Source organism: Azospirillum sp. FG154, from assembly GCF_057809575.1.
The window spans coordinates 54,139-76,161 of record NZ_JBMDKF010000020.1; the positions used below are offsets into that span (position 1 = coordinate 54,139).

A 22,023-nucleotide genomic window follows, 5' to 3' on the forward strand; every position below is an offset into this window, starting at 1 on the left:
CGCTTTCGCTGGGGGGGCGCGGCCCCCCCTCCCTACCCCTCCCCCGCTGGACGCGGGAGAGGGGACAATGAAAAACCCTTACTGCCCAACCACCTTGGTCGCGCGCTTCAGCACCGCGTCCGGGATGGTCACGCCCATCGCCGCCGCCGATTTCGGGTTGACGAACAGGTCGGTTCCCTTGGCCAGGGCGACCGCGACGTCGCCGGGCTTCTCGCCCTTCAACACGCGGGCGACGACCGCGCCGGTCTGCTTGCCGACCTGGAAATAATCAAAGCCGACGGTGGCGACGGCCCCGCGCGTCACGCTGTCGGTGTCGGCGGAGAAGATCGGCAGTTTGGCCTGCTGGCCAACCGAAATCACGCTTTCCAGCGCCGACACCACGGTGTTGTCGGTCGGGACATAGACCGCGTCGGCCTTGCCGACCAGGCTGCGGATCGCCGGTTGGGCGTCCGCCGATTTGGGGACCGAGGCCTCGACCACCGACAGGCCGGCCTTGGCGGCCTCGTCCTTCAGGAGCTTGACCAGAACGACGGAGTTCGGTTCGCCGGGGTTGTAGAGCACGCCCAGACGCTTGGCGTTCGGCAGAATTTCACGGATCAGGGCGACATGCTCGGCCACCGGGGCCATGTCCGACAGGCCGGTGACGTTCGCGCCGGGCTTGTCCATGCTCTTCACCAACTGCGCGCTGACCGGATCGGTCACGGCGGTGAACACCACCGGGATGTCGCGGGTCGCCGCCGCCACCGCCTGGGCCGACGGGGTGGAGATCGGCACGATGACGTCGGGCTTCGATCCGGCGAACTGGCGGGCGATCTGCGCCGCCGTGGCCGGGTTGCCCTGGGCGCTCTGATACTCGACCTTCAGGTTCTGGCCGCTGGTCCAGCCCGCCTCCTTCAGCGCTTCCACCACGCCGTCGCGCGTGGCGTCCAGCGCGGGGTGCTGGACGATGGCGGTGATCGCCACGGTCTTGGTCTGGGCCAGGGCGGCGCCGGACAGGGCGACCGGGGTCGCGAAAGCGGCCAAGGCGACCGCAGCGCACAGCAGACGGGGGGCCAACAGGCGGGAGAAGGTCATGATCGCGTCGTCTCCGAAACGGTGAACCCATCCCCTAGACCGGGATGACCGGCCTCGTCAACTCGGCGGCGGGTCGCGCAATGCAGAAACGCGGGCGGAGACGGGGCGGCGGGGTGCGCGCGGTCGGAAAAGAGCCTATATTGTCGGCGACACGGAAGGATGCCCCATGATCGCCACCACCGCGCGGCCCCCCTCGAAACTCGCCGCGTCCTTGCGCGGGTTGATCGGCTGTTGTCCCAACTGCGGGCGGGGCCGGTTGCTGCGCAACTATTTGAAGCCGGTTGACCGCTGTTCGGTCTGCGGCGAATCCTTTGGCCATCTGCGCGCCGACGACGCGCCGCCCTGGATGACGATCCTGATCGTCGGCCACATCGTCATTCCGGCGCTGCTGGCGGTGGAGCAGAGCTATGAGCCGCCGACCTGGGTCCATATGGCGGTCTGGCCGCTGCTGTCCCTGCTGCTGACGCTGGCGCTGCTGCCGCGCTGCAAGGGATTCATCCTTGGCCTGCTGTGGAGCACCGGCGCGCCGGGGTCGGAGCGGGGGTAGGGCGCGCGCGCGGCTTGCCCCCTCCCTAACCCTCCCCCGCTTGGCAGCGGGAGAGGGAACTCCGCTGACCTTCATCGGCTGACCGTCAACAAGGCTCCTACCCCCTCTCCCGCAACGCGGGGGAGGGATGGGGAGGGGGCCGTTCGCCGCCGCCTTACTGAACCACAATCCTCGGCGCGGCGCGTCCGCCGCCGCTGATCTTGTCCCACAGCCGGGTCGCAATCTGGCGGTAGACCTTGGCGTGTTCCGAATCGGGCTGCGACACGACGATGGGTTGCCCCTGGTCGGACGTCTCGCGGATCGACAGATGCAGCGGGATTTCGCCCAGGAACTCCATGCCCAGATCGTCGGCCTCCTTGCGGGCGCCGCCGTGGCTGAAGATGTCGGTGCGGTGGCCGCAGTTGGGGCAGCAGAAATAGCTCATATTCTCAATGATGCCCAACACCGGGACATCGACGCGGCGGAACATGTTCAAGCCCTTGCGGGCGTCGAGCAGGGCGATGTCCTGCGGGGTGGAGACGATCACCGCGCCCGCCAGCGGCACCTGTTGGGCCATGGTCAATTGCGCGTCGCCGGTGCCGGGCGGCATGTCCACCACCAGCACGTCCAGATCGCCCCAATTGACGTCGCGCAGCATCTGCTGAAGCGCGCTCATCACCATCGGGCCGCGCCAGATCATCGGGGTGTCTTCGGCGACCAGGAAGCCCATCGACATCACCTTGACGCCGAAATTCTCCATCGGCTCCAGCCGTTTGCCGTCGGGGCTGTTGGGGCGACCGGCGATTCCCATCATGCGCGGCATCGACGGGCCGTAAATGTCGGCGTCGAGCAGCCCGACCTTGCGCCCGTTGGCGGCCAACGCCAGCGCCAGATTGGCCGAGGTGGTCGATTTGCCGACGCCGCCCTTGCCCGACGCGACGGCGACGATGAATTTGACGCCGGGAACCAGCGGCTTCTGTTCGGCGGGAGCGTGGGCGTGTCCATGCCCACCATGACCATGCCCGCCCTTCGGCGCTGGCGCGGCGGCTTGCGGGGCCGCGCGGTGGGCGGTCAGCACGGCGGTGACGGACAGCACGCCGGGCAGCGCCTCAACCGCTTTTTCGGCGGCGTGGCGCACCGGCTCGGCCTGCGCGCCGCGCTTGGGATCGACCTCGATGGAGAAGGCGACATGCCCGTCGCGGACCACCAGACCCGACAACATGCCCAAGCTGACGATGTCGCCGCCCCGGTCCGGGTCGGTGATGGACTTCAGCGCCGCCAGAACTTGCGCTTCGCCGATCTGCGCCATGGTTGAAAACTCCGCTGCGTTCCCGATATTTGGCAGACATCCGACTGTGGACGTGCTCTTCGAGGGGAGCGGCACTATAGGACCGTCGGACAGGAATGGTAAAGAGATCGGCGGACGCCGAGCTTTCCGCAGCGAGAGCGCCACAAAAGGGGAATGACGCGTATGCCGTGGAACAATCAGGGCGGGGGTGGTCAAGGTGGAGGCGGCCAGGGCGGCGGCGGCGGGGGCGGTGGCCCCTGGGGCGCGCCTCCGGGCAACAACGGCCCGAACACGCCATGGGGTCGGCCTTCGGGCGGCGGGGGCGGCGGCGGTGGGCCGCAGCCGCCCGACCTTGAGGATCTGCTGCGCCGTGGGCAGGAACGCCTGCGCCGCGTCATGCCCGGCGGTTTCGGCACCGGGCGCGGCGTCGGCGTCGGCGTCGGCATTCTGGCCCTGATCTGGCTGGCCAGCGGCATCTACCGCGTCGAGGCGGACGAGCAAGGCGTGGTCATGCGCTTTGGCCAATGGGTGCGCACGGAACAGCCGGGCCTGAGCTATCGCCTGCCGTCGCCCATCGAATCCGTGCTGCTGCCCAAGGTGACGCGGGTCAACCGGATTGAAATCGGCTATCGGTCGGCGGGCGACGGGCGGCGGGCTGACCGCGACGTTCCCGACGAATCGCTGATGCTGACCGGCGACGAGAACATCATCGACATTGATTTCACGGTGTTCTGGGTCATCAAGGACGCCGGAAACTTCCTGTTCAAGATCCGCGAGCCGGAAGTGACGGTGAAGAAGGCCGCCGAAAGCGCGATGCGTGAGGTGATTGGCCGCACCGAGCTGCAACCGGCGTTGACCGAGGCCCGGCAGCAGATCGAAAACTCCACCCGCAAGCTGCTCCAGACCATGCTGGACGAGTATCAGTCCGGCATTGAAATCACCCAGGTGCAGTTGCAGAAGTCCGATCCGCCCGCTCCGGTGATCGACGCCTTCAACGACGTGCAGCGCGCCCGCGCCGACCGCGAACGCGCCCGCAACGAGGCGGAGGCCTACCGCAACGACATCATCCCCCGCGCGCGCGGCGAGGTGGAGCGCCTGGTGCAGGAGGCCTCGGCCTACCGCGAGCAGGTGGTCAGTCTGGCCCAGGGCGACGCCGAACGCTTCCGCAAGGTCTATGAGGCCTACGCGCTGGCCAAGGACGTCACCGCCAAGCGCATGTATCTGGAAACGATGGAGGAGATTCTGCGCGGTCGGAACAAGATCATCGTCGATGGATCGGCGCAGGGGGTGATTCCCTATTTGCCGCTGAATCAACTGTCGCCGCACGTCGCGCCCACGCCGCGCCCGGTCACGCAGCCCAACAGCATGCCGTCCAACAGCGCCGGGCCGCAGGCCCAGCCCCAGCAACCGACCAATCGGTGAGGAGGAACGCATCATGAGCCGCACTCTCGCCGCCATCGGTTTTGGCGTCGCCGTTTTGGGCGTCGTCGGATCCGCCTCGGTCTTCACCGTCAACGAGGCGCAACAGGCGCTGGTTCTCCAGTTCGGCGAACCGCGCCGCGTCGTCCGCGAACCCGGCCTGAAATTCAAGGTGCCCTTCATTCAGGAGGTGCGCATCCTCGACCGCCGCGTGTTGGATCTCGATCCGCCGGTGGAGCAGGTGATTCTGGCCGACCAGAAGCGCCTGGACGTTGACGCCTTCGCCCGTTACCGCATCCATGACCCGCTGCGCTTCTACCAGACGGCGGGGACGGAGGCGGTGGCGGAAACCCGCATGAACGCCACGGTCAATTCGGCGCTGCGCCGCGTGTTGGGCAACGTCACGGTTCTGGCCGTGCTGTCCGAAGAGCGGACGAAGATCATGACCGACATCAAAAATCAGGTGAACGCGGAGGCGCAGCGGTTCGGCATCGAAATCGTCGACGTCCGCATTCGCCGCGCCGACCTGCCGCAGGAAACCAGCCAGTCGATCTTCGCCCGCATGCGGTCGGAGCGCGAGCGCGAGGCGTCGGAAGCCCGCGCCCAGGGCCAGGAGCAGGCGCAGCAGATTCGCGCGCGGGCTGAGCGCGAACGCACGGTCATGGTCGCCGAGGCGCAGCGCGACGCGCAGATCCTGCGCGGCGAAGGCGACAACACCGCCTTGAAGCTGATCGCGGAAGTCACCTCAAAGGATCCCGAATTCTATGGGTTCTATCGTTCGCTGGAAGCCTACCGGAAGGCGCTGAACAAGGACGACACCACCATGGTGCTGTCGCCCAACAGCGAATTCTTCCGTTATTTCGGCAAGCCGACGCCGTAACCATTCCCCCTCCCTAACCCTCCCCCGCTTGGCAGCGGGAGAGGGGACTGCCGCTGAACGCCGACAAGACGCCTCCCCCCTCTCCCGCTGACAAGCGGGGGAGGGATGGGGAGGGGGATCGGTTGAGGGGCCTTGGATGGGGAGGAGGATCGGCGTCCGTGAGTTCTCTGGACCATCCCGCCTTGTTGCGGCCATACTGCTGGCCCAACTGTGGGGCGGCCATCCACCTGTAAAGCATTGGCCGGACGTCTGGCAGGGAGAGCAAAGTTGATTCGCACACCCAACACCGAACCCGCCATGGCGGTTGCGGCGGCCCCCAAAGGCGCGCACCGCATGTCAGGCCGCAGCCGGGGCCGGAGGGCGGGCGTCTATCCCGTGATCGCGGCTCTCCTGTTGGCGCTGACCAGCATGGTCGGCAGCCCGTCCCCAAGCGCGGCGCAGACCACGACGGGGCCGTCGCGCGCGTCCAACGGCAGCTTCGCCGATCTGGCGGAAAAGCTGCTTCCGGCGGTCGTCAACATCTCGACCAGCCAGGCCGCGCCTCAGCGCGCGCCGGGGCAGCGCCCGGAAGTGCCGCAATTCCCGCCCGGCTCGCCGTTCGAGGATTTCTTCCGCGACTTCTTCGACCGTCAGCAGCAGCAGGACCAGCCGCAGCGCAAGGCGACCTCGCTTGGTTCGGGCTTCATCATCGACGCCAAGAACGGCTATGTGGTGACGAACAACCACGTCGTGCAGGACGCCGACGAGATCACCGTCATCCTTCAGGACGACACCAACATCAAGGCGGAGCTGGTCGGCAAGGACAGCAAGACCGACGTCGCCCTGCTGAAGATCAAGACCAGCCACCCGTTGGTGGCGGTTCCCTTTGGCGACAGCGACGTCATGCGCGTGGGCGATTGGGTGCTGGCCATCGGCAACCCGTTCGGTCTGGGCGGGTCGGTGACGGCGGGCATCATCTCCGCCCGGCAGCGCAACATCGACGCCGGTCCGTATGACGACTTTCTGCAAACCGACGCGTCGATCAACCGGGGCAACTCCGGCGGCCCGATGTTCAACCTGAACGGCGAGGTCATCGGCATCAACACGGCGATCTTTTCGCCGTCGGGCGGTTCGGTCGGCATCGGCTTCGCCATCCCGGCCAACCTCGCCAAGCAGGTCGTCGCTCAGCTCAAGGAATATGGCAAGACCAAGCGCGGCTGGCTGGGCGTGCGCATCCAGGCGGTGACGCCGGAAATCGCCGAAAGCCTGGGGCTGCCCGCGCACAAGGGCGCGCTGGTCGCCTCGCTGACGCCGGACGGCCCGGCGGCCAAGGCGGGCATCCAAGCGGGCGACATCGTCACCAAGTTTGACGGCAAGGAGATCGGCGAGATGCGCCGCCTGCCGCGCGTCGTCGCCGAAACCGCCATCGACAAGGCGGTTCCGGTCGAAATCTGGCGCAAGGGCAAATCCCAGACGCTTCAGGTGAAGGTCGGCGAGCTGGAAGCGGCGGAAGAGCAAGGCTTGCTCGCCGCTGGACCGGAAGACAAGGGCGGCAAGGACAAGGCTCCGGCCCAGAAGCCAATCGAATCGCTGGGTCTGAAATTCACCGCGATCACGCCGGACCTGCGCCAGCAGTACGAGATCAAGCCCGACCTGAAGGGCGTGGTCGTCACCGACGTGCAGGCCAATTCGGCGGCGGCGGAAAAGGGCCTGAAGGCGGGCGACGTCATCATCGAAGTCGGTCAGGAAGAGGTCGGCAAACCCGAGGACGTGACCGCCAAGGTCCAGAAGGCCAAGGGGCAGAACAAAAAATCCATCCTGCTGCTGGTGGACCGCAAGGGCGACCTGCGTTTTGTGGCGCTTCCGCTGAGCTGAGCTTGGCTGGAGGTCGTAAGAAAGGGCGCTGACGGGAAACCGCCAGCGCCCTTTTTCGTGTCTGCGAGGACGCAAGAGAGAGCTGTAAGCTTTTCCTTACAGATACCCGGCGCGGCGCCGACCCGACGCCTTTTCCCACGCCCATTCGACGATCACGCTCATCAGCCGTTCCAGCGACGGACGGACCTGCGCGGTCAGGTCGGGGCGGAAGCGGTAGGGCGGATCCTCGTCCATGTAGGTGGCTTGGGTCAGCTCCAACTGGATGGCGTGGATGTTTTCGGCGGGGGCGCCGTAGGTCCGGGTGATGTAACCGCCCTTGAAACGACCGTTCAGCGTGGCGGAGTAGCGCTCCGACGCGCTCAGCACATTCATCAGGCGGCCGACCAGCGGCGGGGCGGCGGTCTGGCCGTCGGCGGTGCCCAGGCTGAAGTCGGGCAGGGCGCCGTCGAAGAATCGCGGCACTTGGCGGCGCACCGAATGGGCGTCGAACAGCACGGCGACGCCGAAGCGTTCCTTCAGGCTGCGCAATTCGGCTTGGAGCTGTTCGTGGTAAGGGCGCCAGTAAGCGCCGATTCGCCGTTCGATCTCGGCGGCGTCCGGCTCCTGGCCGGGCTTGTAGACGGGGGCGTTCTCGAAGGTGGTCAGCGGGCAGATTTCGGTGTTGCTGGCGCCGGGATACAGCGGCTTGCCGGTCGGGTCGCGGTTCACGTCCACCACATAGCGCGAACAGAGCGGCGTCATGAAACCGATGCCCAACGCCGGGGCGAAGTGATACAGGCGGTCCAGATGACGGTCGACGTCGGGTTGCGCCAGCCCCTCCTCCGTCAGAGTGGCCGCAATGTCCGGGGGGATCATCGTCCCGACATGCGGAATGCTCAGCAACACCGGGGTTTCACCCGGCTGGAAGCGAAAGGATTCCATGGCTCGTCTCATGACCGGAAGGGTGGCGCGCAACCGTGTCCGGTGCAGCGCAACATTGAGCCGACTATGGTCCGTTGGATCATCGTGCGTCAAACATATTGCGGTTCCGCAAAATCCAGCCGTCGCGCTGTGAAATGCGCCGACGCCGGGTTCGGCCATACGGCGGCGCTTTGCGGAGCTTTTTTGCGCGTTGACCAGATCGGCGGCTTCCCGGACACTCTGGCCTCAAGCAGCGACGGCTCGCCGAACGGGCCGCGCCGCCCCATCGGTCCTTGTGTGTTTGGACCGCGCCGGGGCGTCAGACGCAACCGGGAGAGACGCGATCATGATGATGACACGCCGTCAGGCTTTGTTGCCGCTTGCCTTGGCTCCGGTCGCCGGTTGGGCGGTCTGGGCGACGGGGGCGGTGGACGCGCCGTCGCACGCCAGCGGGCCGTTTCATTTGCCGCTGGATGACTCGACGGCGCTGTGGCGCGATCTCGTCCAAGTCCGATTGGGGGGACCGACCGGGGATCCGCAATTTCCCGCGCGCGTGGCCGCGCTGAACGGCCAACCGATCGCCGTGCGGGGGTTCATGGTGCCGCTGACCGATGGGGCGGCGCACAACCGCTTCATCCTGTCGGCCAACCCGGTGAGTTGCCCAGCCTGCCAAAACCCCAGCCCGGCCAGCATGCTGCACGTCCACACGCAAGGCCCGCTGAACGAAACGCAGGAGCCGATCCTGTTGACCGGCACCCTGCGCCTGCGCCCGCATGAGGGGCTGTTTTATCGGCTGGAGCGGGCCGAAGCGCGCTGGGCCTGACCCCGCTTCGTCGCCTCTCGACTTGGCTGTGACGGCGGGATCAATCGAACAACAGGGCGTGACGGTTGGATTCCAACGGCTCTGGTCCGGCGATGGAGGCCACCAACTCGCCCCGGCTGACGAAACGCAGGTTGTTGCGCGCCATGACGATGCCGCCGCCCGGCGCGCGCAACGGCGTGCGGGCCTGATCGGGATCGGCGGCGGTGGGATCGACGATGTCGGCGATCAAATCGCCCGCCGCCACCTGGTCGCCGACGGCGCGGTGAAAGGCGATGACGCCCGACACGGGCGACACCACGCGGGCCAAGCCGGTCAGCGGCGTGGCGGCGCACAGCAGCGGCGGCAGGTCGGGCGGGGTTCCGGCGACGATGCCCCGGCGGATCAGCGCGCCGATGATCGCCTGGGCGTCGGCGTCGGCCTGGGCGTCGGTGACGTCGGCCTTGCCGCGCAACTCGATGGTGGTGGCGACGCAGGCCGCCGGGATCGGCCCGTCGGCGGCGAAACGCTCGGCCAACGTCCACCAGGGCACCGAACAGGCCTCGTCGAACGGCTTGCCGCCCGCGTCGGGGGACAGCAGCACCGCTTTGGCCCCCAGCAGGGCGGTCAAATCAGCCAGTTCCGGCCACAGGGCGTCGCCCGCGTAAAGATGGGGGACCGATTCTTGATCGCAATGCAGATCCAGAACCATGTCGGCGTCGAACGCCATGCCCATCAGCGTGTGGCGCAGGGCGGCGACCTCGCTGTCGGGCGGCGGCAGCGCGTCAAAGGCGGCGCGCAGAGCCGCGCGCACCGTCTGGACGTTGGCCTGCGGGTCGGGGCCGATCTTGCCGACCAGCCGTTCGGCGGCGCCCTCGATCAGATCGGGAAAGATGCGGTTGAAGTTCCCCGATCCGTCCAGGGCGTAACGCCCGACATGAACGCCTTCGACGATTTGGCCGATGCCGGTCGGGTTGCACATGGGCACGACGATGATCTCGCCCAACACGGCGGCGCCGCGCAGGCGGCGAATCAGGTGATGGGCGACCAGCAGGCCGGGCGTTTCATCGGCGTGCAACGCCGCCTGGATGTAGACCTTCGGGCGCGCGCCGGGCGTGCCGAAGCGGTGGACCGTCAGCGACCGGCGCGTGCCGAGTCGGTCGGTGAGCAGAGGCGCCTCCTCGACGCGGTGGTGCGAAGGGGGAAGGCTCACGATGCTGTATCCTCGTCATGGATGGCGCGCGGCGGCGCGGAGACCGGGGGAGTGTGCCACAACCGGCGTTTTCGGGAACCTCAAAGCGTGCATGGGGAGATGCGGTGAGCGTTGTTGCGGACGGTGAGGCGGGCTTGCGGGCGGGGGTGGCGGCGGCGGCGCTGGTCATGGCGCTGGCGTTGTATGGCGCGTTCAGTGCGCCCGCGCCGCCCGTCGTTCGACTGACCGAGGCGGCCATCGGCGGCCTGTTGTTGTTGGCCGTCGGCTGGCGCGCGCCGCTGTTCGCGGTGACGGGCCACGCCCTGCGTCGGACCGACCTTCCAGCCTGGGAGGCGCTGGCGATTCCGGCGCTGGCTTGGCTGTTGTGGGCGCCGCTGCTGCGCGGGGCGGCTTTGGGTTGGGAGAGCGCCGACATTCTGCGCGACGTGGCGCCGCTGCTTTATCTGTTCCTGCCCGTTTTGCTGGTTCCAGCCCTGCGGCGCGGCGGGGCGTGGGCGGAGCGCCTGTTGGGCGGCGGGCTGATTCTGGCCGGGCTGCTGTTCACCCTGCGCTGGTGGAAAGAGGTTCAGTGGGGATTCGGCGCGGTTGGCTTGCGGGCGATGACTGACGGCGGGGCCTATTTTCTCAACGCGCCGTCGGTGCTGTTCGCGGCGGTCGCCCTGCCGGCGTTGGCGTTGGGGTTGGCGGCGCGCGGCGGGATGGGGCGGTGGGTTTTGGCCCTGGCGTGCGCGCTGGCCGGGGGCTTTTGTCTGGCGGCGTTGGCGGGGGCGGTGCATCGCAGCGCGTTGGGGTTGGCGCTGCTGTCGGGCGTGGCGGTGGCGGCGTGGTGGGCGCGGCGGGCGCCGTGGTTGATCCTGCTGATTTTGGCTGGGCTGACGCTGGCCGGTGGGCTGGCGGGCGAGTCGCTGTTCGGGGCCTGGGGGCAGGCGGCGGAAAAGACCCGCCTGACCGGCGTCAACGCCCGTTGGGACGAGGCGGCGGCGGTGTTTCGGCATATGGCGCAATCGCCCTGGTCGCTGCTGTTCGGCGATGGTTGGGGGGCGCGGCTGGAAAATCCGGCGGTCGGCGGCTGGCGGGTGTCTTACACCCACACGTTGGCGACCTACGCGCTGGTCAAGGGCGGCCTTTTGGGGGCGCTGGCGTTGGCGGCCTATCTCGGCGGTCTGGCGCCCGCGTTGTTGCGGTTGTTGCGCGTGGATCCGCCGCTGGGATGGGCGCTGTTGCCGCCGCTGTTGATGGCGCTGGGAGTCCACACCAGCTTCAAATACCTCGACACCGGGTTGTTGCTGACGTTGGCTTTGTTGTCCGACGAGAAAAGGAAAGGGTTGTCGGACCCTTGAGGGTTGTGCATGCTTATGCGTGCAATTCTCGCGATGGTGCGTCGTCTTGGAAGGTTCTCCGTCAATCCTTTTCGTCAACAGGGTGTTTCCGCCGGATCGCGGCGCGACCGGACGCTGTCTGGCGGATCTGACGGCGCGGTTGGCGGCGCGCGGCTGGCAAGTCAGCGTGGTGGCCGATGGGGCTGGCGGGGAGGATGAGGCGCGGCGGTCCGGCGTCGCCCTGTGGCGCACCGGGCGGGCGATCCCGTCGGGCGACCGGCCCGACGCGCGGGGCTATCTCGATTCGTTGCTCCGTCTGACATGGCGGGCCTTGCGGTTGCCACGCCATGACGTGGTGGTGACGATGACCGACCCGCCGCTGTTGGGCCGGGTGGGGCCGTTGCTGGCCGCGCGGCATGGCGCGGCGGCGATCCATTGGAGCCAAGATGTGTTTCCGGCCCTGCTGCCGGTGCTTGGGGCGCGGCTGCCGCCGCCGTTGTTTCAGGCGCTGGATCGGTCGATGGCGCGGGCGCTGGGGCGGCACGACGCGGTGCTGGCGATTGGCCGGTGCATGGCCCGCCGTTTGATTGACTCCGGAATTCCCGAGAACCGCGTCATTCTCTGCCCCAACTGGCCCGATCCGCTCATCCGCCCGGTCCCCCGCGCGGCCAATGGCTGGCGCGCCGAACAGGGGGTGGAGGGGCGCTTCGTCGTCGCCTATTCCGGCACGCTGGGGTTGGCCCACCCGATGGATGGGGTGTTGGACGCGGCGGCGCGGTTGCAGGCCAGCGATCCAGCCATTCTGTTCCTGGTGATTGGCGAGGGGCGGGGGCGCGGCGCCGTGGCCGAGGCGATTCGGCGGCGTGGCCTGACCAACGTCCGGCTGGCGCCCTGGCAACCGGCGGAGCGGCTGGCCGAAAGCCTGTCCGCCGCCGATCTGCATCTGACGGTGATGAACAACGCGGCGGTTGGGCTGATGGCGCCGTCCAAGCTGCTCGGCGGGCTGGCGGCGGGGCGGCCCGGCTTGTTTCTGGGACCGGAGGGCAGCGAGGCCGCCCATCACATCCGGGATTGGGGTTGCGGAGCGGTGTTGGATCCGCAGGACGGGCAGGGACTTGCGGAGCGGATTCGCGGTTACGCCGCCGATCCGGAGCGCTGCGCGCGGGAAGGGGCTGCGGCCCTGCGCTCGGTCGCGGGCTGGAGCGCCGACGACGCGGCCACACGGATTGACGCGGTGGCGCGGGAGTTGGCGGCGCGCCGATCCTTCGGAAACGGGGCGCTGACGCGCTGGCCGTCGCTTGCGTCGGTTGGTCGGTCGTCGCGGCGGCGGGTGGCGTCCGATGCCTGATGGGGCGATGGTGACGCGCCCGTCGGCGGCGCGGGACCGCTCCGGTTTCCGGGGCTTGGCGGAGACGGCGCTGGCGGGGTGGCGGGCGCTGCTGGGGGCGGCGTTGGCGGCGGTCGCGCTGGCGGTGGCGGTCTTGTGGCTGGTGCCGCCCGAACACACGGCGGTCATGATCGTCGGGCCGACGGCGCGGGTCGGGTCGGCGGCGATGGGCGCGCGCGTGCCGGTGATGGCCGGGCGCGAAACGCCTTTGGGCGCGGCGGAGCCGGGGGCCGGGGACGAATCGCTGTCGGATTACGCCCGTTATCTGGAACTGTTCGGCGGCGGCGCGGTGGCCGACCGGCTGGCCGCTGATCCGGTCGTTCTGCGCGCTCTGTTCGCCGGGCGCTGGGACGCCGAGGCTGGCGGCTGGCGTCCGCCGCCGGGGGTGACGCCGACGATCAAGCGGTGGCTGCTGGCGCTGGTCGGTCGGCGGGATTGGGTGGAGCCGGACGCTGAACGGGTGGCGCGCACGCTGCGCGAACGGCTGGTCATCGACATGGTGCGCAGCGGGCCGATGCGCCGGATCAGCCTGCGCCACCGCGACCGGGCGACGGCTCTGGATCTGTTGGGGCGGATCGCGGCGGCCACCGACGCGCATCTGCGGGCCGAGGCGTCGCGGCGCAGCGTCGCCCAGATCGCCCACATCAAGGCGCGTCTGGCCAGCGTCACGGTGACGGAGCACCGCCGGGCTTTGAGCGACCTGCTGTCCGATCAAGAGCGGGTGGCGATGATGATCGAGGTCGATTTGCCCTTCGCAGCCGACGTGATCCAGGCACCGACCGCCTCGGCCTTGCCCGATTGGCCAAACCCGGCGCTCGTCACGCCGTTGGCCGGGTTGGTCGGGCTGCTGGCCGGGGCCTTCGCCCTGTCGGTGCGCGCGGCATGGCGGGAGGGCGGGGCGTGATTCCGGTGTCGGTCATCGTCATGACAAAGAACGAGGCGGTCAATCTGCCGCGCTGTCTGGCCGGTTTGGACCGCTTTGCCGAATGTTTCGTGGTGGACAGCGGCAGCGCCGACGGCACCCCGGAGCTGGCCCAGACTCTGGGCGCGCGGGTCGTGCCCTTTGTCTGGAACGGGCGTTACCCGAAAAAGAAGCAATGGTGCCTGGACCATCTGCCCTTCACCCAGGATTGGGCGCTGTTCATCGACGCCGACGAACGGCCCACCGCCGCCCTGGTGGATGAAATCGCCAGTCTGTTCGCCGCTGGCCCGGCGCACGCCGCCTATTGGGTTAACGGGCGTCCGGTGATGCACGGGCGCCCGCTGCGCTTTGGCTGCTGGAACCGCAAGCTGGCCCTGCTCGACCGCCGCCGCGCCGCCTTCCCCGACATTCCCGATCTGGACGTTTCGGCCATGTGGGAGGTTGAGGGGCATTATCAGCCGACCATCGCCGGGCCGTTGGGACGCTTGCGTCATCCGCTGGATCACGCCGACGACAAACCCTTGTCGGCGTGGTTTGACCGTCACAACCGTTATTCCGACTGGGAAGCCGCGCTGCGCGCCGACGGGCGCATGGAGCGCCTGATCGAGGGCGAGCGTGGACGGCGGCGCACGCTCAAACGGTTGTTCCAGCGGGCGCCAGGACGGCCTGTTCTTGCCTTTCTGCACGCTTATGTCGCGCGGCTTGGCGTTCTGGACGGGCGCGCTGGTCTCGATCACGCGCTGTCACGGGCCTTTTACTATTGGCAGGTCGGCGTCAAGATGAGGGCTGCCCAGGCTGCGGCGGCTCACTCCTCGGAAAGCGCCAGCTTGTCGCCGCCCAGCGCCTTCAGCAGGTCAAAGGTCCGCTTGCGGACGCCGGGATCCTCGATGCGGTAATAGGCGCGGACCAGCTCCAGCGTTTCACGGCGGGCCATCGATTCAAACTCGTCGGTTTCCGACGGCAGGGCGGTCAACGATTCGGTCGCGGCGCTGTCGGGGGACGGCATGTCGTCAAAGAAATAGCTGACCGGCACGCCGAGAACCTGGGAGAGGTTGTACAGGCGGCTGGCGCTGATGCGGTTCGACCCGCGTTCGTATTTTTGCAGTTGCTGAAAGGTGATGCCGACCGCTTCGCCCAGCTTCTCCTGGCTCAACCCCAACAGGGTCCTGCGCAAACGCAGGCGGGCGCCGACGTGAATGTCGATGGGGTTGGGACCTTCGCCTCGGCGCGACAGGGTGTGGGCGGGGGCGAGTTTGGATTTAGTCGCGCTCATAAGTCGTACCTCAGGAGGGAAGCCACAGGGAAGGCGCCGCGAGAATGCTTAGTTCAGAAAGTAAATTCTATGCAACCATTTGTGCGCATCAACCGTTTGATGATTGAGGGGAGCTTTTCGACTCAGGAAAGAAAGGATCTTTCCGTTTTGTGGAAACGATAGAACTCATAAACCGCTGGAACGTGGCGTCGCAAGGCCGATGCGGCCCATTGGGAGGCCGAAAGCAGTGATTCACGGACCAGACCATGGCCCAAAAGCGCGCGGCGAACGCGGGCTTGCTCGCGGCGGCCCTGCATTATTTTCTGTTGAGACAATCCACCGACGGCAAACAGACAGACCGGGAAGGGCAGACGAGCAATGTTTCCACGCGTCATGGTTGCCAACGTGAAGGCGTAATCGGCGGCGATTTCATAAGATGGGTCGAATCGAAGATCCCGCGTCGCGCCGATTCGATAGACCATCGCCTGATGATGGGTGAACATGCCGAAGGTCGCCCACCTGTGGGATCGCGCCCTCTTAAGAAGAATGCGGCCATCCTCCATGCGCTCCATCGCGTCGCCATAGAGCAGGGCGGCGTCCGGAGCCTGCCGGATGGCGCCGAGAAGACGGGCCAAGCTGTCGGCTTCGGCCAATTGGTCCCCGGCGTTGAGAAACAGGGCGTGCGCGCAGCCCAAGGCGATCGCCGCGTCAAGCGCGTGATTCATGCCGCCGTATGGGCCGCCATCGGGGGCGGATCGCCACCAGGCCAGCGTATTGGACGGCGCGCCGGATTGCGCGGCCAGCCAGTTTGCCGTGCCGTCGGTCGAACCGCCGTCGGCGACCAACCAGACAAAATCATCCGCGCTCTGCCCGCGCAGACTGGCGTGGGTCGCCAGCAATCCGGCGTGATTGTCGCGCGTCACGGTCAGGATGGCCAACGGCCCCTTCGCGGCGGGAAAGACGGGGGCGCCGGTCATCGGGCGATCACCGACACGGAGGCGGCGGTGATCGCCAGTTGACTGAGGAGACTGCCGATGGATTTGGTGAAATCCAGCGCGTCGAAGGGTTTGGGATCGCGCGGCACCACCAGGATGGCGCCCGGCGGAATCGCGTCAACCCGATGATCCCACGAGGCTTGCGCCAGCGGCTGCGCCCGACCGTCGGGCAGAATGACGAAGCTGCGGTCCGTGTCGGCGTTGCGGGTCGGTCCACCGGCTTCGCTGACGTAGCGGTCGGCGCTTTTGCCGCTGACGAATTGCGCGGCGGTCGGGTGCATCACCTCGCCCGTCACCGCCACCGACAGCGGACGCTTGGGGATGGTGACGCGGTCGTCCGGCTCCAGCAGAGGATCAAGTTCGGGACGGGCGCGGAGGATGGCGGGGTCAGCCTCGACGACGACGCGGCCCAAGGGTTCGGCTCCGCGCAGTTGGGCGGCCAATTGACGGGCCAAGGCGACGTTTTCCGCCTTCACCGGCTCGCCTTTTTCGATCTCCAGGGTCAGGCCGCGCTCCAACTCGCGCGCTTGCTGGGCGAATTGCTCCTTCTCGCGCCGCCGTTCGCTTTCGCGGGTGAAGACCGCCCCCGCCGGATAGGCGTCGTCGGTCAACCCGCCCGCCCGCGCGATCAACGAGGACAAGGTCTCTCCGCGTCCGACGTCGTAACTGCCGGGGCGTCGCACCGCGCCGAGGATGGTGACGGCGCGGGCTTCCAGGGCCTGGGCGCGCGGGTTGACGCGCACGGCGTCGCCCGGACCAACCCGGCGGGCGGCGTCGGCGGCGCGGGCAAGGTCGATGTTGGCCCGCGCCCCGGCGGCGCTGGTCAATTCCACGGCTTGCGGGTCGGCGTCGCTCGCCAGCCCACCGGCGACGGCGATCAACGCCGACAGCGGGGTGGCGTCGGCCACCGGATAACCGCCGGGCTGACGCACCGCGCCGCGCAGTTGGACCGTCCGCTCGGCGATCAGCGCGGCGATGGCCGGATCAAAGAACTCATCGCTGCCGTCGCTCTCCGGCGCCGAGTCGGTCGGAGGAGCCGCCGCGCCCTTGCTGGATTTGCGGGGGGAACGGGATGGCGTCGCGCCGGTTGGCGGCGTATCGGCGGGAGCGGTCGGGCGCAGGCGGGCGGCGGCGAACAGATGCACGCGGTCCCCGTTGGCCAGAACGCGGTTGGCGCGCCCGGCGGCGACCTCCTGCGGGGAAAAGGGAATCAAGCTGCGGTTCAGGCTCCGCCAATCAAACCGTTCAATCACGCCCAGCAACGGGTAGACGTCGCGCTTCACGCCCTCCCCATCGCCCAGCGCGCCGCGCAGGCTGGTGGCGGCGGTCAGCGGGCGGCTGCCGGGGCGGCGGACATGGCCGACCAACTCATAATGCGGGCGCGCCGCGTCGAGGATGGCTCCTCCGTTTGGTTGACCGGGGGCGTCGTCGGTGGAAGCGGTCTCCTCCCACGCCATGGTCTGGGGGTCGCCGCCCGCCGCGCGGGCCAAGCCGGCGATGGCGTCGCGGTTGCCGGGTTCGGCGGTTGGGTAAAAGCCGGGGCGCGGCGCCCCGCCCAGCAGCAGGACGGAACGTTCCAGGGCGAAGGTCAGCAGATCGGGCACGGCGTCGAACAGCGGCGGGCAGGGTTTGCGCGCGCCGGTCAGCGCGGCGGCGGCGCGGGCCTGTTGGCCGGTGGCGAGCGGCCCATCCGGGGCCGCCGTCAGCGCGCGGGCCAGAACCACCAACCCTTGGCAGGCGTCGGGCGGCGGCGCGCGGTCGCCGCGCAGCAGGGCCAGAACCGGCTCGGACGTCAGGAAATCGACGTCGTCGGCGCTCAGCACATAGAGGGCGTCGCCTTCGTTCAGGCGGCGGTTGTCCCGTCCCTTCAGCGCGGCGGCCAGATCGACCGGGCGCAGCACCCGCGCGGCGGTGGCCGGATCGGTGGTCGCCAACACGGCGAAGGGCAGATAGGGATCCGGGCGCAGATCGGCCTTGCTGACCAGCGTCGACAGGGTGCGCGCGCGGGTCAAGCCGCGCGGGCCGGGGCGATGGACGTGCCCCTCCAACCGCACCTCGTTGCGCCGATCCTCGCGTTGGGGGGCCAGGGTCAGCAGATCGCCGTCGCCGAACAGCCGGGCGTCGGCGTTGGCGACCTCCTCCGTCATTTCCTCGCCCGCCGGGCCGATGCCGAAACGGATGGCGCGGTGCGCGCCGGGGCGCAGCAGCCCTCCGGCCAACTCCCGCAAATCGGCGGCGGACAGACGCGGTTGGTCGCTGGCCAATTCGTAGATTCCAGGGCGCTTGACCGGCCCGGCGACGGCGACGACCGGCCCCAGCGGCGGCACGAACAGCCGGTCGCCGTCGCGCAGTCGCTGTTCCGCGCCGTTCGGGTCGCCGCTGGCGTTCAGGTGCAGGCCGTAGAGATCGACCGTCCGTCCACCCCCGGCCTCTCCGGCGCGAATCAGGCGGATGCGGCGCAGCGAGCCGGTGCGGGCGACGCCGCCCGCCGAAGACAGCGCGTCGAGCACGCTGGCGAAGGCGCTGACCTCTTGCCGACCCGGACGGTTGACCGCGCCCGTCACCAGCACGCCGATGCGCCGCACGTCGGCCAGAGACACGAAGGTGTCGGTGTTGGGCAGGGCGGCGGAGACGGCGGCGGTCAACTCCGCCCGCAACGCCGCCAAGGTCAGCCCGGCGGCGGTGACGGGTCGCAACTCATCGACCAGAAGCAGGCCGTCGCTGTCGATGGGAAACCGTTTGCTGAAGGATTTCTGCCCGCGCAGCGTCACCAGTAGCTCGTCGCCGGTGTTCAGCACATAATCGCCCTGGACCGCGCCGATGGGCGCGTGGCTGTCGGTGGTTTGGGCGAACAGATCATAGCCGAACTGCCGCAGCGCTTCCCCGGCGCGGATGGAAAAGGCGGTTTCTAGAGGGGAAGGATCTGGCGGCAAGGCAAAGGACGGGGGACGCGGTGGCTCGGCAGCCAACACGGCGTGCGCCCACAGCATCAGTGCCGCCAGCACTGAACGGGCGAATATTCTGCGCGCAGCAGCAAACATTGGATGTCAAAAAACCACAGTCACCATTCAGCACGATGCCAAATGAGAACGAGCGCACACTATTGCGTGCAATTGGTGAAAAGGCAACGGGCGAAAGGGCGGCTCCATCGGGGGGCGCTCTGCAAAAGCCGATGGATCGCCGGGGCGGACTCGGGCGTATCATCCACCCGGCATTCCCTTTTTGCAGAAGAAGAGCGCGGCGTGATTATCATCCACAGCGAGGAACACCGGCTTCAGTCCGGCCGGTCGGAGCTGAACGACGGGCAACTGGTCCCCTGCTATGAAAAGCCGGAGCGGGCGGACATCATCCGCGACCGTTTGGCGGCCATCGGCGTTGGGCCGATGGTGGGGCCGGATCCGCATGGGCTGGAGCCTTTGGCGCGGGTTCACGACGCGGGCTATCTCAGCTTCCTGCAAAGCGCCTGGGACGAATGGCTGGTCGAGCATGGCGATTGGGACGCCTTGCCGCTGAACTGGGTGGCGCCGGGGATGCATCGGCGCGTCGTTCCGCGCTCCATCGACGGGCGGCTGGGCTATTACTCCTTCGACGCCGGGACGCCGATCACCGCCGGAACCTGGCGGGCGGCGACGGCGGCGGCCAACGGCGCCTTGACCGGGGCCGACCGGCTGCGGGCGGGCGAGCGCAGCGTTTTCGCGCTGTGTCGCCCGCCGGGGCATCACGCCGGGCGGGCTTTTTACGGCGGCTACTGCTTCTTGAACAACGCGGCCATCGCCGCCCAGTCTTTGCGGGACAACGGGGCGGCGCGCGTCGCCGTGCTGGACGTCGATTACCACCATGGCAACGGCACCCAGGAGATTTTCTGGGAGCGCGGCGACGTGCTGTTCGTGTCGCTGCACGCCGATCCCATCGACGAGTTCCCCTATTTCAGCGGCCACGCCGACGAAACCGGCGCGGGCGCCGGGGCCGGAGCGACGCTCAATCTGCCCTTGCCGTGGGGAACCGATTGGGCGGCCTACGCGCAGGCGTTGGCCGTCGCGGCCCGACGCATCGAAGATTTCGCCCCAGACGCGCTGGTGGTGTCGTTGGGCGCGGACACCTATGGCGGCGATCCGATCTCGCGCTTCCGGCTGCTGTCGGAGGATTTTTTGCGGATGGGAGCGGCGCTGGCCGGGATCAAGCGGCCGACCTTGTTCGTGATGGAGGGCGGTTACGCGGTGGCCGATCTGGGCGTCAATGTCGGCAATGTTCTGACCGGCTTCGAGGGGGCCTGACGCCTGGCGGGATCCGTTGGGATGGGAACGGCCCCACGCGTCGTTCCCATTTGCGTGATCGGTCCTGGATGGCGTTGTCGATGATGCGGAATCGAACTAAAATCATTCTCAGGAATTGTGGCGGGTGAGGGGCGTGGGCGGTGGTTGACGGTGTGTCGTCCATAGGCGCGCCTATTGGTGCGTTCCGCTCTTTGTCCGGTTCATCACCGGCCAAGAGTGGCGGCTCGACGTCATGCTCAAGCTGCAACGCTGTTGGCGGCTGTGAACACACGGGCAACGGTGGGGCCAGTCAAGCGGCCCTTGGGAGTGGCGTGCAAACCCCGCAGGCCCAGCAGCAGGTTCAAAAGCTCAAGCAGGCCGACGCCAACGTTCGCAAGCATGAGGCGGCGCATCAGGCGGCGGGCGGCGGCAACGCCGGGGCGGCGTCCTTCACCTACACCCGTGGACCCGACGGCAAGAGTTACGCGACCGCTGGCGAGGTCCAGGTCGACATCAGCCCGGAAAACTCCCCGGCGGCCACCATCAGCAAGATGGAGCAGGTCAAGGCGGCGGCGCTGGCTCCGGCGGATCCATCGCCCCAGGATCTGCGCGTCGCGACTCAGGCCGACGCCCTGAAGCTGAAGGCGCAATCGGAACTGCGTCAGCAGGGCGGTTCGGCGGGGGCGGGCAAGGCTGACGGAAAGTCTGGCGACTCGGAATCCAGCCGTGGCGACGCGGCGAATGACGACAGCAAAAACAAAAGCGCGGCGGCGTCACCCGCCTTGTCCGCGCGCGGGGCGGCGGCCTACGGCAGCGCGCTGAGTCTGGTTGGGGCGACGGCGGCGTTTGGCGCCGCCCGTGGCGCCAGCTTCGTGGTGTAAAAGTCTGGGGCGGACGCCCCGCCTTCTGTCATTGGCGCGGCGTGGTTTCCCCGTCCAGCGTCAGCAGCGCGCCGTACAATTCAGGGCGACGGTCGCGGAACAGGCCCCAGGACGCGCGTTGCGCGGCGATGCGGTCCAGATCGAAACGGGCGGTCAGCACGGCTTCGCCGTCGCGGTCGGCTTGCGCGACGATGTCGCCCTGCGGCCCGGCGATGAAGGAGGAGCCGTAGAAGGTGATGCCGCAGCTTTCCCCCTCTTCCCGGCCAATGCGGTTGGAGGCGACCAGCGGCATCAGGTTGGCGCCCGCATGGCCTTGCATGACGCGGGTCCAATGGCCTTGGCTGTCGATGGTCGAATCCTGCGGCTCCGACCCGATGGCGGTCGGGTAGAGCAGGATCTCCGCGCCCTTCAGCGCCATGATCCGGGCGGTTTCGGGAAACCACTGGTCCCAGCAGATGGCGCAGCCGACGGTGGCGTAACGGGTCTTGAACACCCTGATGCCGCTGTCGCCCGGGCTGAAATAGAATTTTTCCTGATAACCGGGGCCGTCGGGGATGTGCGATTTGCGGTAGACGCCCAGAATTGAACCATCGGCGTCGATCATGGCCAGCGAGTTGAAAAAGGCGGTGTTGGCCTTTTCAAAGAAGCTGACGGGAATCACCACCGACAGTTCGCGCGCCAGCGCGCTCATCCGGGCGATCACCGGGTGATCGGCCACGGGGGCGGCGAGGTCGAACAGCGCCTGCTTTTGGTCCTTGCAGAAATAGGGCGTCTCGAACAGCTCTTGCGGCAGAATGATCTGGGCGCCCTGGGCGGCGGCCCGGCGAACCAAGGATTCGACGCCGGCCACATTGGCGGCCCGATCCCAGCCACAGGCCATTTGCGTCGCGGCGACGGTGACGAGGCGGGGCGCGGCGGCGGTGGTGGTCATGATGGATCCTCACGTCGGACAGGAAGTTTGCAGGTTTCAGTCTGGCGGCATGATTGGGACGCAGGCAAGTTTCGCGAAAGCCAAAGAGGGAATTTTAGCGGAATCTTCATATTCGCGAGTCAGGAGCATT

19 protein-coding genes are annotated in these 22,023 nt (G+C 68.1%); 11 read left to right on the forward strand and 8 right to left on the reverse strand.

The window, feature by feature from the left end; genetic code table 11:
- Nucleotides 1-78: 78 nt before the first annotated feature.
- Nucleotides 79-1,074 carry an ABC transporter substrate-binding protein gene (locus tag ACODS4_RS20430; protein ID WP_488866947.1) on the reverse strand — a complete coding sequence of 332 codons (996 nt, stop codon included), beginning with the start codon at nucleotides 1,072-1,074 and terminating at the stop codon, nucleotides 79-81.
- 166 nt (nucleotides 1,075-1,240) lie between these two features.
- Here ACODS4_RS20430 and ACODS4_RS20435 point away from each other — a divergent pair, with 166 nt between their 5' ends.
- Nucleotides 1,241-1,621 (forward strand): DUF983 domain-containing protein, encoded by a 381-nt coding sequence (locus tag ACODS4_RS20435; RefSeq protein ID WP_488866949.1) that lies wholly within the window; start codon nucleotides 1,241-1,243, stop codon nucleotides 1,619-1,621.
- Nucleotides 1,622-1,775: 154 nt separating this feature from the next.
- Here ACODS4_RS20435 and apbC read toward each other — a convergent pair whose 3' ends face one another.
- Nucleotides 1,776-2,909: an iron-sulfur cluster carrier protein ApbC gene (apbC, locus tag ACODS4_RS20440; protein ID WP_488866951.1), complete on the reverse strand. Its 1,134-nt coding sequence runs from the start codon at nucleotides 2,907-2,909 to the stop codon at nucleotides 1,776-1,778.
- 162 nt (nucleotides 2,910-3,071) lie between these two features.
- On the opposite strand from apbC, the gene hflK reads away from it, so the two are divergent.
- The 3 genes from hflK (at nucleotide 3,072) to ACODS4_RS20455 (ending at nucleotide 7,041) form a co-directional block, all read left to right on the forward strand.
- The gene (hflK, locus tag ACODS4_RS20445; RefSeq protein ID WP_488866953.1) at nucleotides 3,072-4,310 is read left to right on the forward strand and encodes an FtsH protease activity modulator HflK; all 1,239 of its coding nucleotides are present in this window, start codon (nucleotides 3,072-3,074) and stop codon (nucleotides 4,308-4,310) included.
- A gap of 13 nt (nucleotides 4,311-4,323) precedes the next feature.
- Nucleotides 4,324-5,187, forward strand: coding sequence for a protease modulator HflC (hflC, locus tag ACODS4_RS20450; RefSeq protein ID WP_488866955.1), 864 nt, complete (start codon nucleotides 4,324-4,326; stop codon nucleotides 5,185-5,187).
- 408 nt (nucleotides 5,188-5,595) lie between these two features.
- The gene (locus ACODS4_RS20455; protein ID WP_488867079.1) at nucleotides 5,596-7,041 is read left to right on the forward strand and encodes a DegQ family serine endoprotease; all 1,446 of its coding nucleotides are present in this window, start codon (nucleotides 5,596-5,598) and stop codon (nucleotides 7,039-7,041) included.
- 96 nt (nucleotides 7,042-7,137) lie between these two features.
- Here ACODS4_RS20455 and hutG read toward each other — a convergent pair whose 3' ends face one another.
- Entirely contained in the window at nucleotides 7,138-7,962 is an 825-nt protein-coding gene (gene hutG / locus ACODS4_RS20460) for an N-formylglutamate deformylase (protein WP_488866957.1), read from the reverse strand.
- Between the two features lie 325 nt (nucleotides 7,963-8,287).
- Between hutG and ACODS4_RS20465 the strand changes: the two genes are divergently transcribed.
- The gene (locus ACODS4_RS20465; protein ID WP_488866959.1) at nucleotides 8,288-8,764 is read left to right on the forward strand and encodes a hypothetical protein; all 477 of its coding nucleotides are present in this window, start codon (nucleotides 8,288-8,290) and stop codon (nucleotides 8,762-8,764) included.
- A gap of 40 nt (nucleotides 8,765-8,804) precedes the next feature.
- Here the strand turns inward: ACODS4_RS20465 and ACODS4_RS20470 are convergent, their stop codons facing one another.
- Complete coding sequence (locus ACODS4_RS20470; protein ID WP_488866961.1) at nucleotides 8,805-9,953, reverse strand: succinylglutamate desuccinylase/aspartoacylase family protein; 1,149 nt, start codon at nucleotides 9,951-9,953, stop codon at nucleotides 8,805-8,807.
- Nucleotides 9,954-10,057: 104 nt separating this feature from the next.
- On the opposite strand from ACODS4_RS20470, the gene ACODS4_RS20475 reads away from it, so the two are divergent.
- From ACODS4_RS20475 to ACODS4_RS20490, 4 genes are read left to right on the forward strand one after another with little or no spacing between them, the layout of a single operon-like run.
- On the forward strand, nucleotides 10,058-11,293 hold the full coding sequence (locus ACODS4_RS20475; protein WP_488866963.1) for a hypothetical protein: 1,236 nt from the start codon (nucleotides 10,058-10,060) through the stop codon (nucleotides 11,291-11,293).
- A 46-nt stretch (nucleotides 11,294-11,339) separates the two neighbouring features.
- A complete protein-coding gene (locus ACODS4_RS20480) occupies nucleotides 11,340-12,620 on the forward strand; it encodes a glycosyltransferase family 4 protein (protein ID WP_488866965.1) in 1,281 nt (426 codons plus the stop codon).
- The gene (locus tag ACODS4_RS20485; protein ID WP_488866967.1) at nucleotides 12,613-13,563 is read left to right on the forward strand and encodes a hypothetical protein; all 951 of its coding nucleotides are present in this window, start codon (nucleotides 12,613-12,615) and stop codon (nucleotides 13,561-13,563) included. Before ACODS4_RS20480 ends, ACODS4_RS20485 begins: the two co-directional genes overlap by 8 nt.
- Nucleotides 13,560-14,477: a glycosyltransferase family 2 protein gene (locus tag ACODS4_RS20490; protein ID WP_488866969.1), complete on the forward strand. Its 918-nt coding sequence runs from the start codon at nucleotides 13,560-13,562 to the stop codon at nucleotides 14,475-14,477. The genes ACODS4_RS20485 and ACODS4_RS20490 overlap by 4 nt, the downstream gene beginning before the upstream one ends.
- On the opposite strand, the gene ACODS4_RS20495 is transcribed toward ACODS4_RS20490, so the two are convergent.
- From ACODS4_RS20495 to ACODS4_RS20505, 3 genes are all read right to left on the reverse strand, one after another.
- Nucleotides 14,387-14,854: a helix-turn-helix domain-containing protein gene (locus ACODS4_RS20495; RefSeq protein WP_488866971.1), complete on the reverse strand. Its 468-nt coding sequence runs from the start codon at nucleotides 14,852-14,854 to the stop codon at nucleotides 14,387-14,389. The genes ACODS4_RS20490 and ACODS4_RS20495 overlap by 91 nt on opposite strands.
- 122 nt (nucleotides 14,855-14,976) lie before the next feature.
- The gene (locus tag ACODS4_RS20500) at nucleotides 14,977-15,810 is read right to left on the reverse strand and encodes a glycosyltransferase family protein (RefSeq protein ID WP_488866973.1); all 834 of its coding nucleotides are present in this window, start codon (nucleotides 15,808-15,810) and stop codon (nucleotides 14,977-14,979) included.
- The gene (locus ACODS4_RS20505; protein WP_488866975.1) at nucleotides 15,807-18,818 is read right to left on the reverse strand and encodes an SLBB domain-containing protein; all 3,012 of its coding nucleotides are present in this window, start codon (nucleotides 18,816-18,818) and stop codon (nucleotides 15,807-15,809) included. The genes ACODS4_RS20500 and ACODS4_RS20505 overlap by 4 nt, the downstream gene beginning before the upstream one ends.
- Nucleotides 18,819-19,070: 252 nt before the next feature.
- Here ACODS4_RS20505 and ACODS4_RS20510 point away from each other — a divergent pair, with 252 nt between their 5' ends.
- Both ACODS4_RS20510 and ACODS4_RS20515 read left to right on the forward strand, forming a co-directional pair.
- Complete coding sequence (locus ACODS4_RS20510; RefSeq protein ID WP_488866977.1) at nucleotides 19,071-20,102, forward strand: histone deacetylase family protein; 1,032 nt, start codon at nucleotides 19,071-19,073, stop codon at nucleotides 20,100-20,102.
- A gap of 311 nt (nucleotides 20,103-20,413) precedes the next feature.
- Complete coding sequence (locus ACODS4_RS20515) at nucleotides 20,414-20,962, forward strand: putative metalloprotease CJM1_0395 family protein (protein WP_488866979.1); 549 nt, start codon at nucleotides 20,414-20,416, stop codon at nucleotides 20,960-20,962.
- A 28-nt stretch (nucleotides 20,963-20,990) separates the two neighbouring features.
- Here the strand turns inward: ACODS4_RS20515 and aguB are convergent, their stop codons facing one another.
- Nucleotides 20,991-21,893 (reverse strand): N-carbamoylputrescine amidase, encoded by a 903-nt coding sequence (gene aguB / locus ACODS4_RS20520; RefSeq protein ID WP_488866981.1) that lies wholly within the window; start codon nucleotides 21,891-21,893, stop codon nucleotides 20,991-20,993.
- Between the last annotated feature and the right edge of the window lie 130 nt (nucleotides 21,894-22,023).

Excerpts from the sequence above, each read along its gene's own strand:
- ACODS4_RS20485 (WP_488866967.1), top strand. The coding sequence starts at position 12,613 with ATGCCTGATGGGGCGATGGTGACGCGCCCGTCGGCGGCGCGGGACCGC.
- hflK (WP_488866953.1), top strand. The coding sequence starts at position 3,072 with ATGCCGTGGAACAATCAGGGCGGGGGTGGTCAAGGTGGAGGCGGCCAG.
- ACODS4_RS20505 (WP_488866975.1), bottom strand. The coding sequence starts at position 18,818 with ATGCTGTGGGCGCACGCCGTGTTGGCTGCCGAGCCACCGCGTCCCCCG.
- ACODS4_RS20500 (WP_488866973.1), bottom strand. The coding sequence starts at position 15,810 with ATGACCGGCGCCCCCGTCTTTCCCGCCGCGAAGGGGCCGTTGGCCATC.
- ACODS4_RS20455 (WP_488867079.1), top strand. The coding sequence starts at position 5,596 with ATGGTCGGCAGCCCGTCCCCAAGCGCGGCGCAGACCACGACGGGGCCG.
- hutG (WP_488866957.1), bottom strand. The coding sequence starts at position 7,962 with ATGGAATCCTTTCGCTTCCAGCCGGGTGAAACCCCGGTGTTGCTGAGC.
- aguB (WP_488866981.1), bottom strand. The coding sequence starts at position 21,893 with ATGACCACCACCGCCGCCGCGCCCCGCCTCGTCACCGTCGCCGCGACG.
- hflC (WP_488866955.1), top strand. The coding sequence starts at position 4,324 with ATGAGCCGCACTCTCGCCGCCATCGGTTTTGGCGTCGCCGTTTTGGGC.
- ACODS4_RS20435 (WP_488866949.1), top strand. The coding sequence starts at position 1,241 with ATGATCGCCACCACCGCGCGGCCCCCCTCGAAACTCGCCGCGTCCTTG.
- ACODS4_RS20465 (WP_488866959.1), top strand. The coding sequence starts at position 8,288 with ATGATGATGACACGCCGTCAGGCTTTGTTGCCGCTTGCCTTGGCTCCG.
- apbC (WP_488866951.1), bottom strand. The coding sequence starts at position 2,909 with ATGGCGCAGATCGGCGAAGCGCAAGTTCTGGCGGCGCTGAAGTCCATC.
- ACODS4_RS20495 (WP_488866971.1), bottom strand. The coding sequence starts at position 14,854 with ATGAGCGCGACTAAATCCAAACTCGCCCCCGCCCACACCCTGTCGCGC.
- ACODS4_RS20430 (WP_488866947.1), bottom strand. The coding sequence starts at position 1,074 with ATGACCTTCTCCCGCCTGTTGGCCCCCCGTCTGCTGTGCGCTGCGGTC.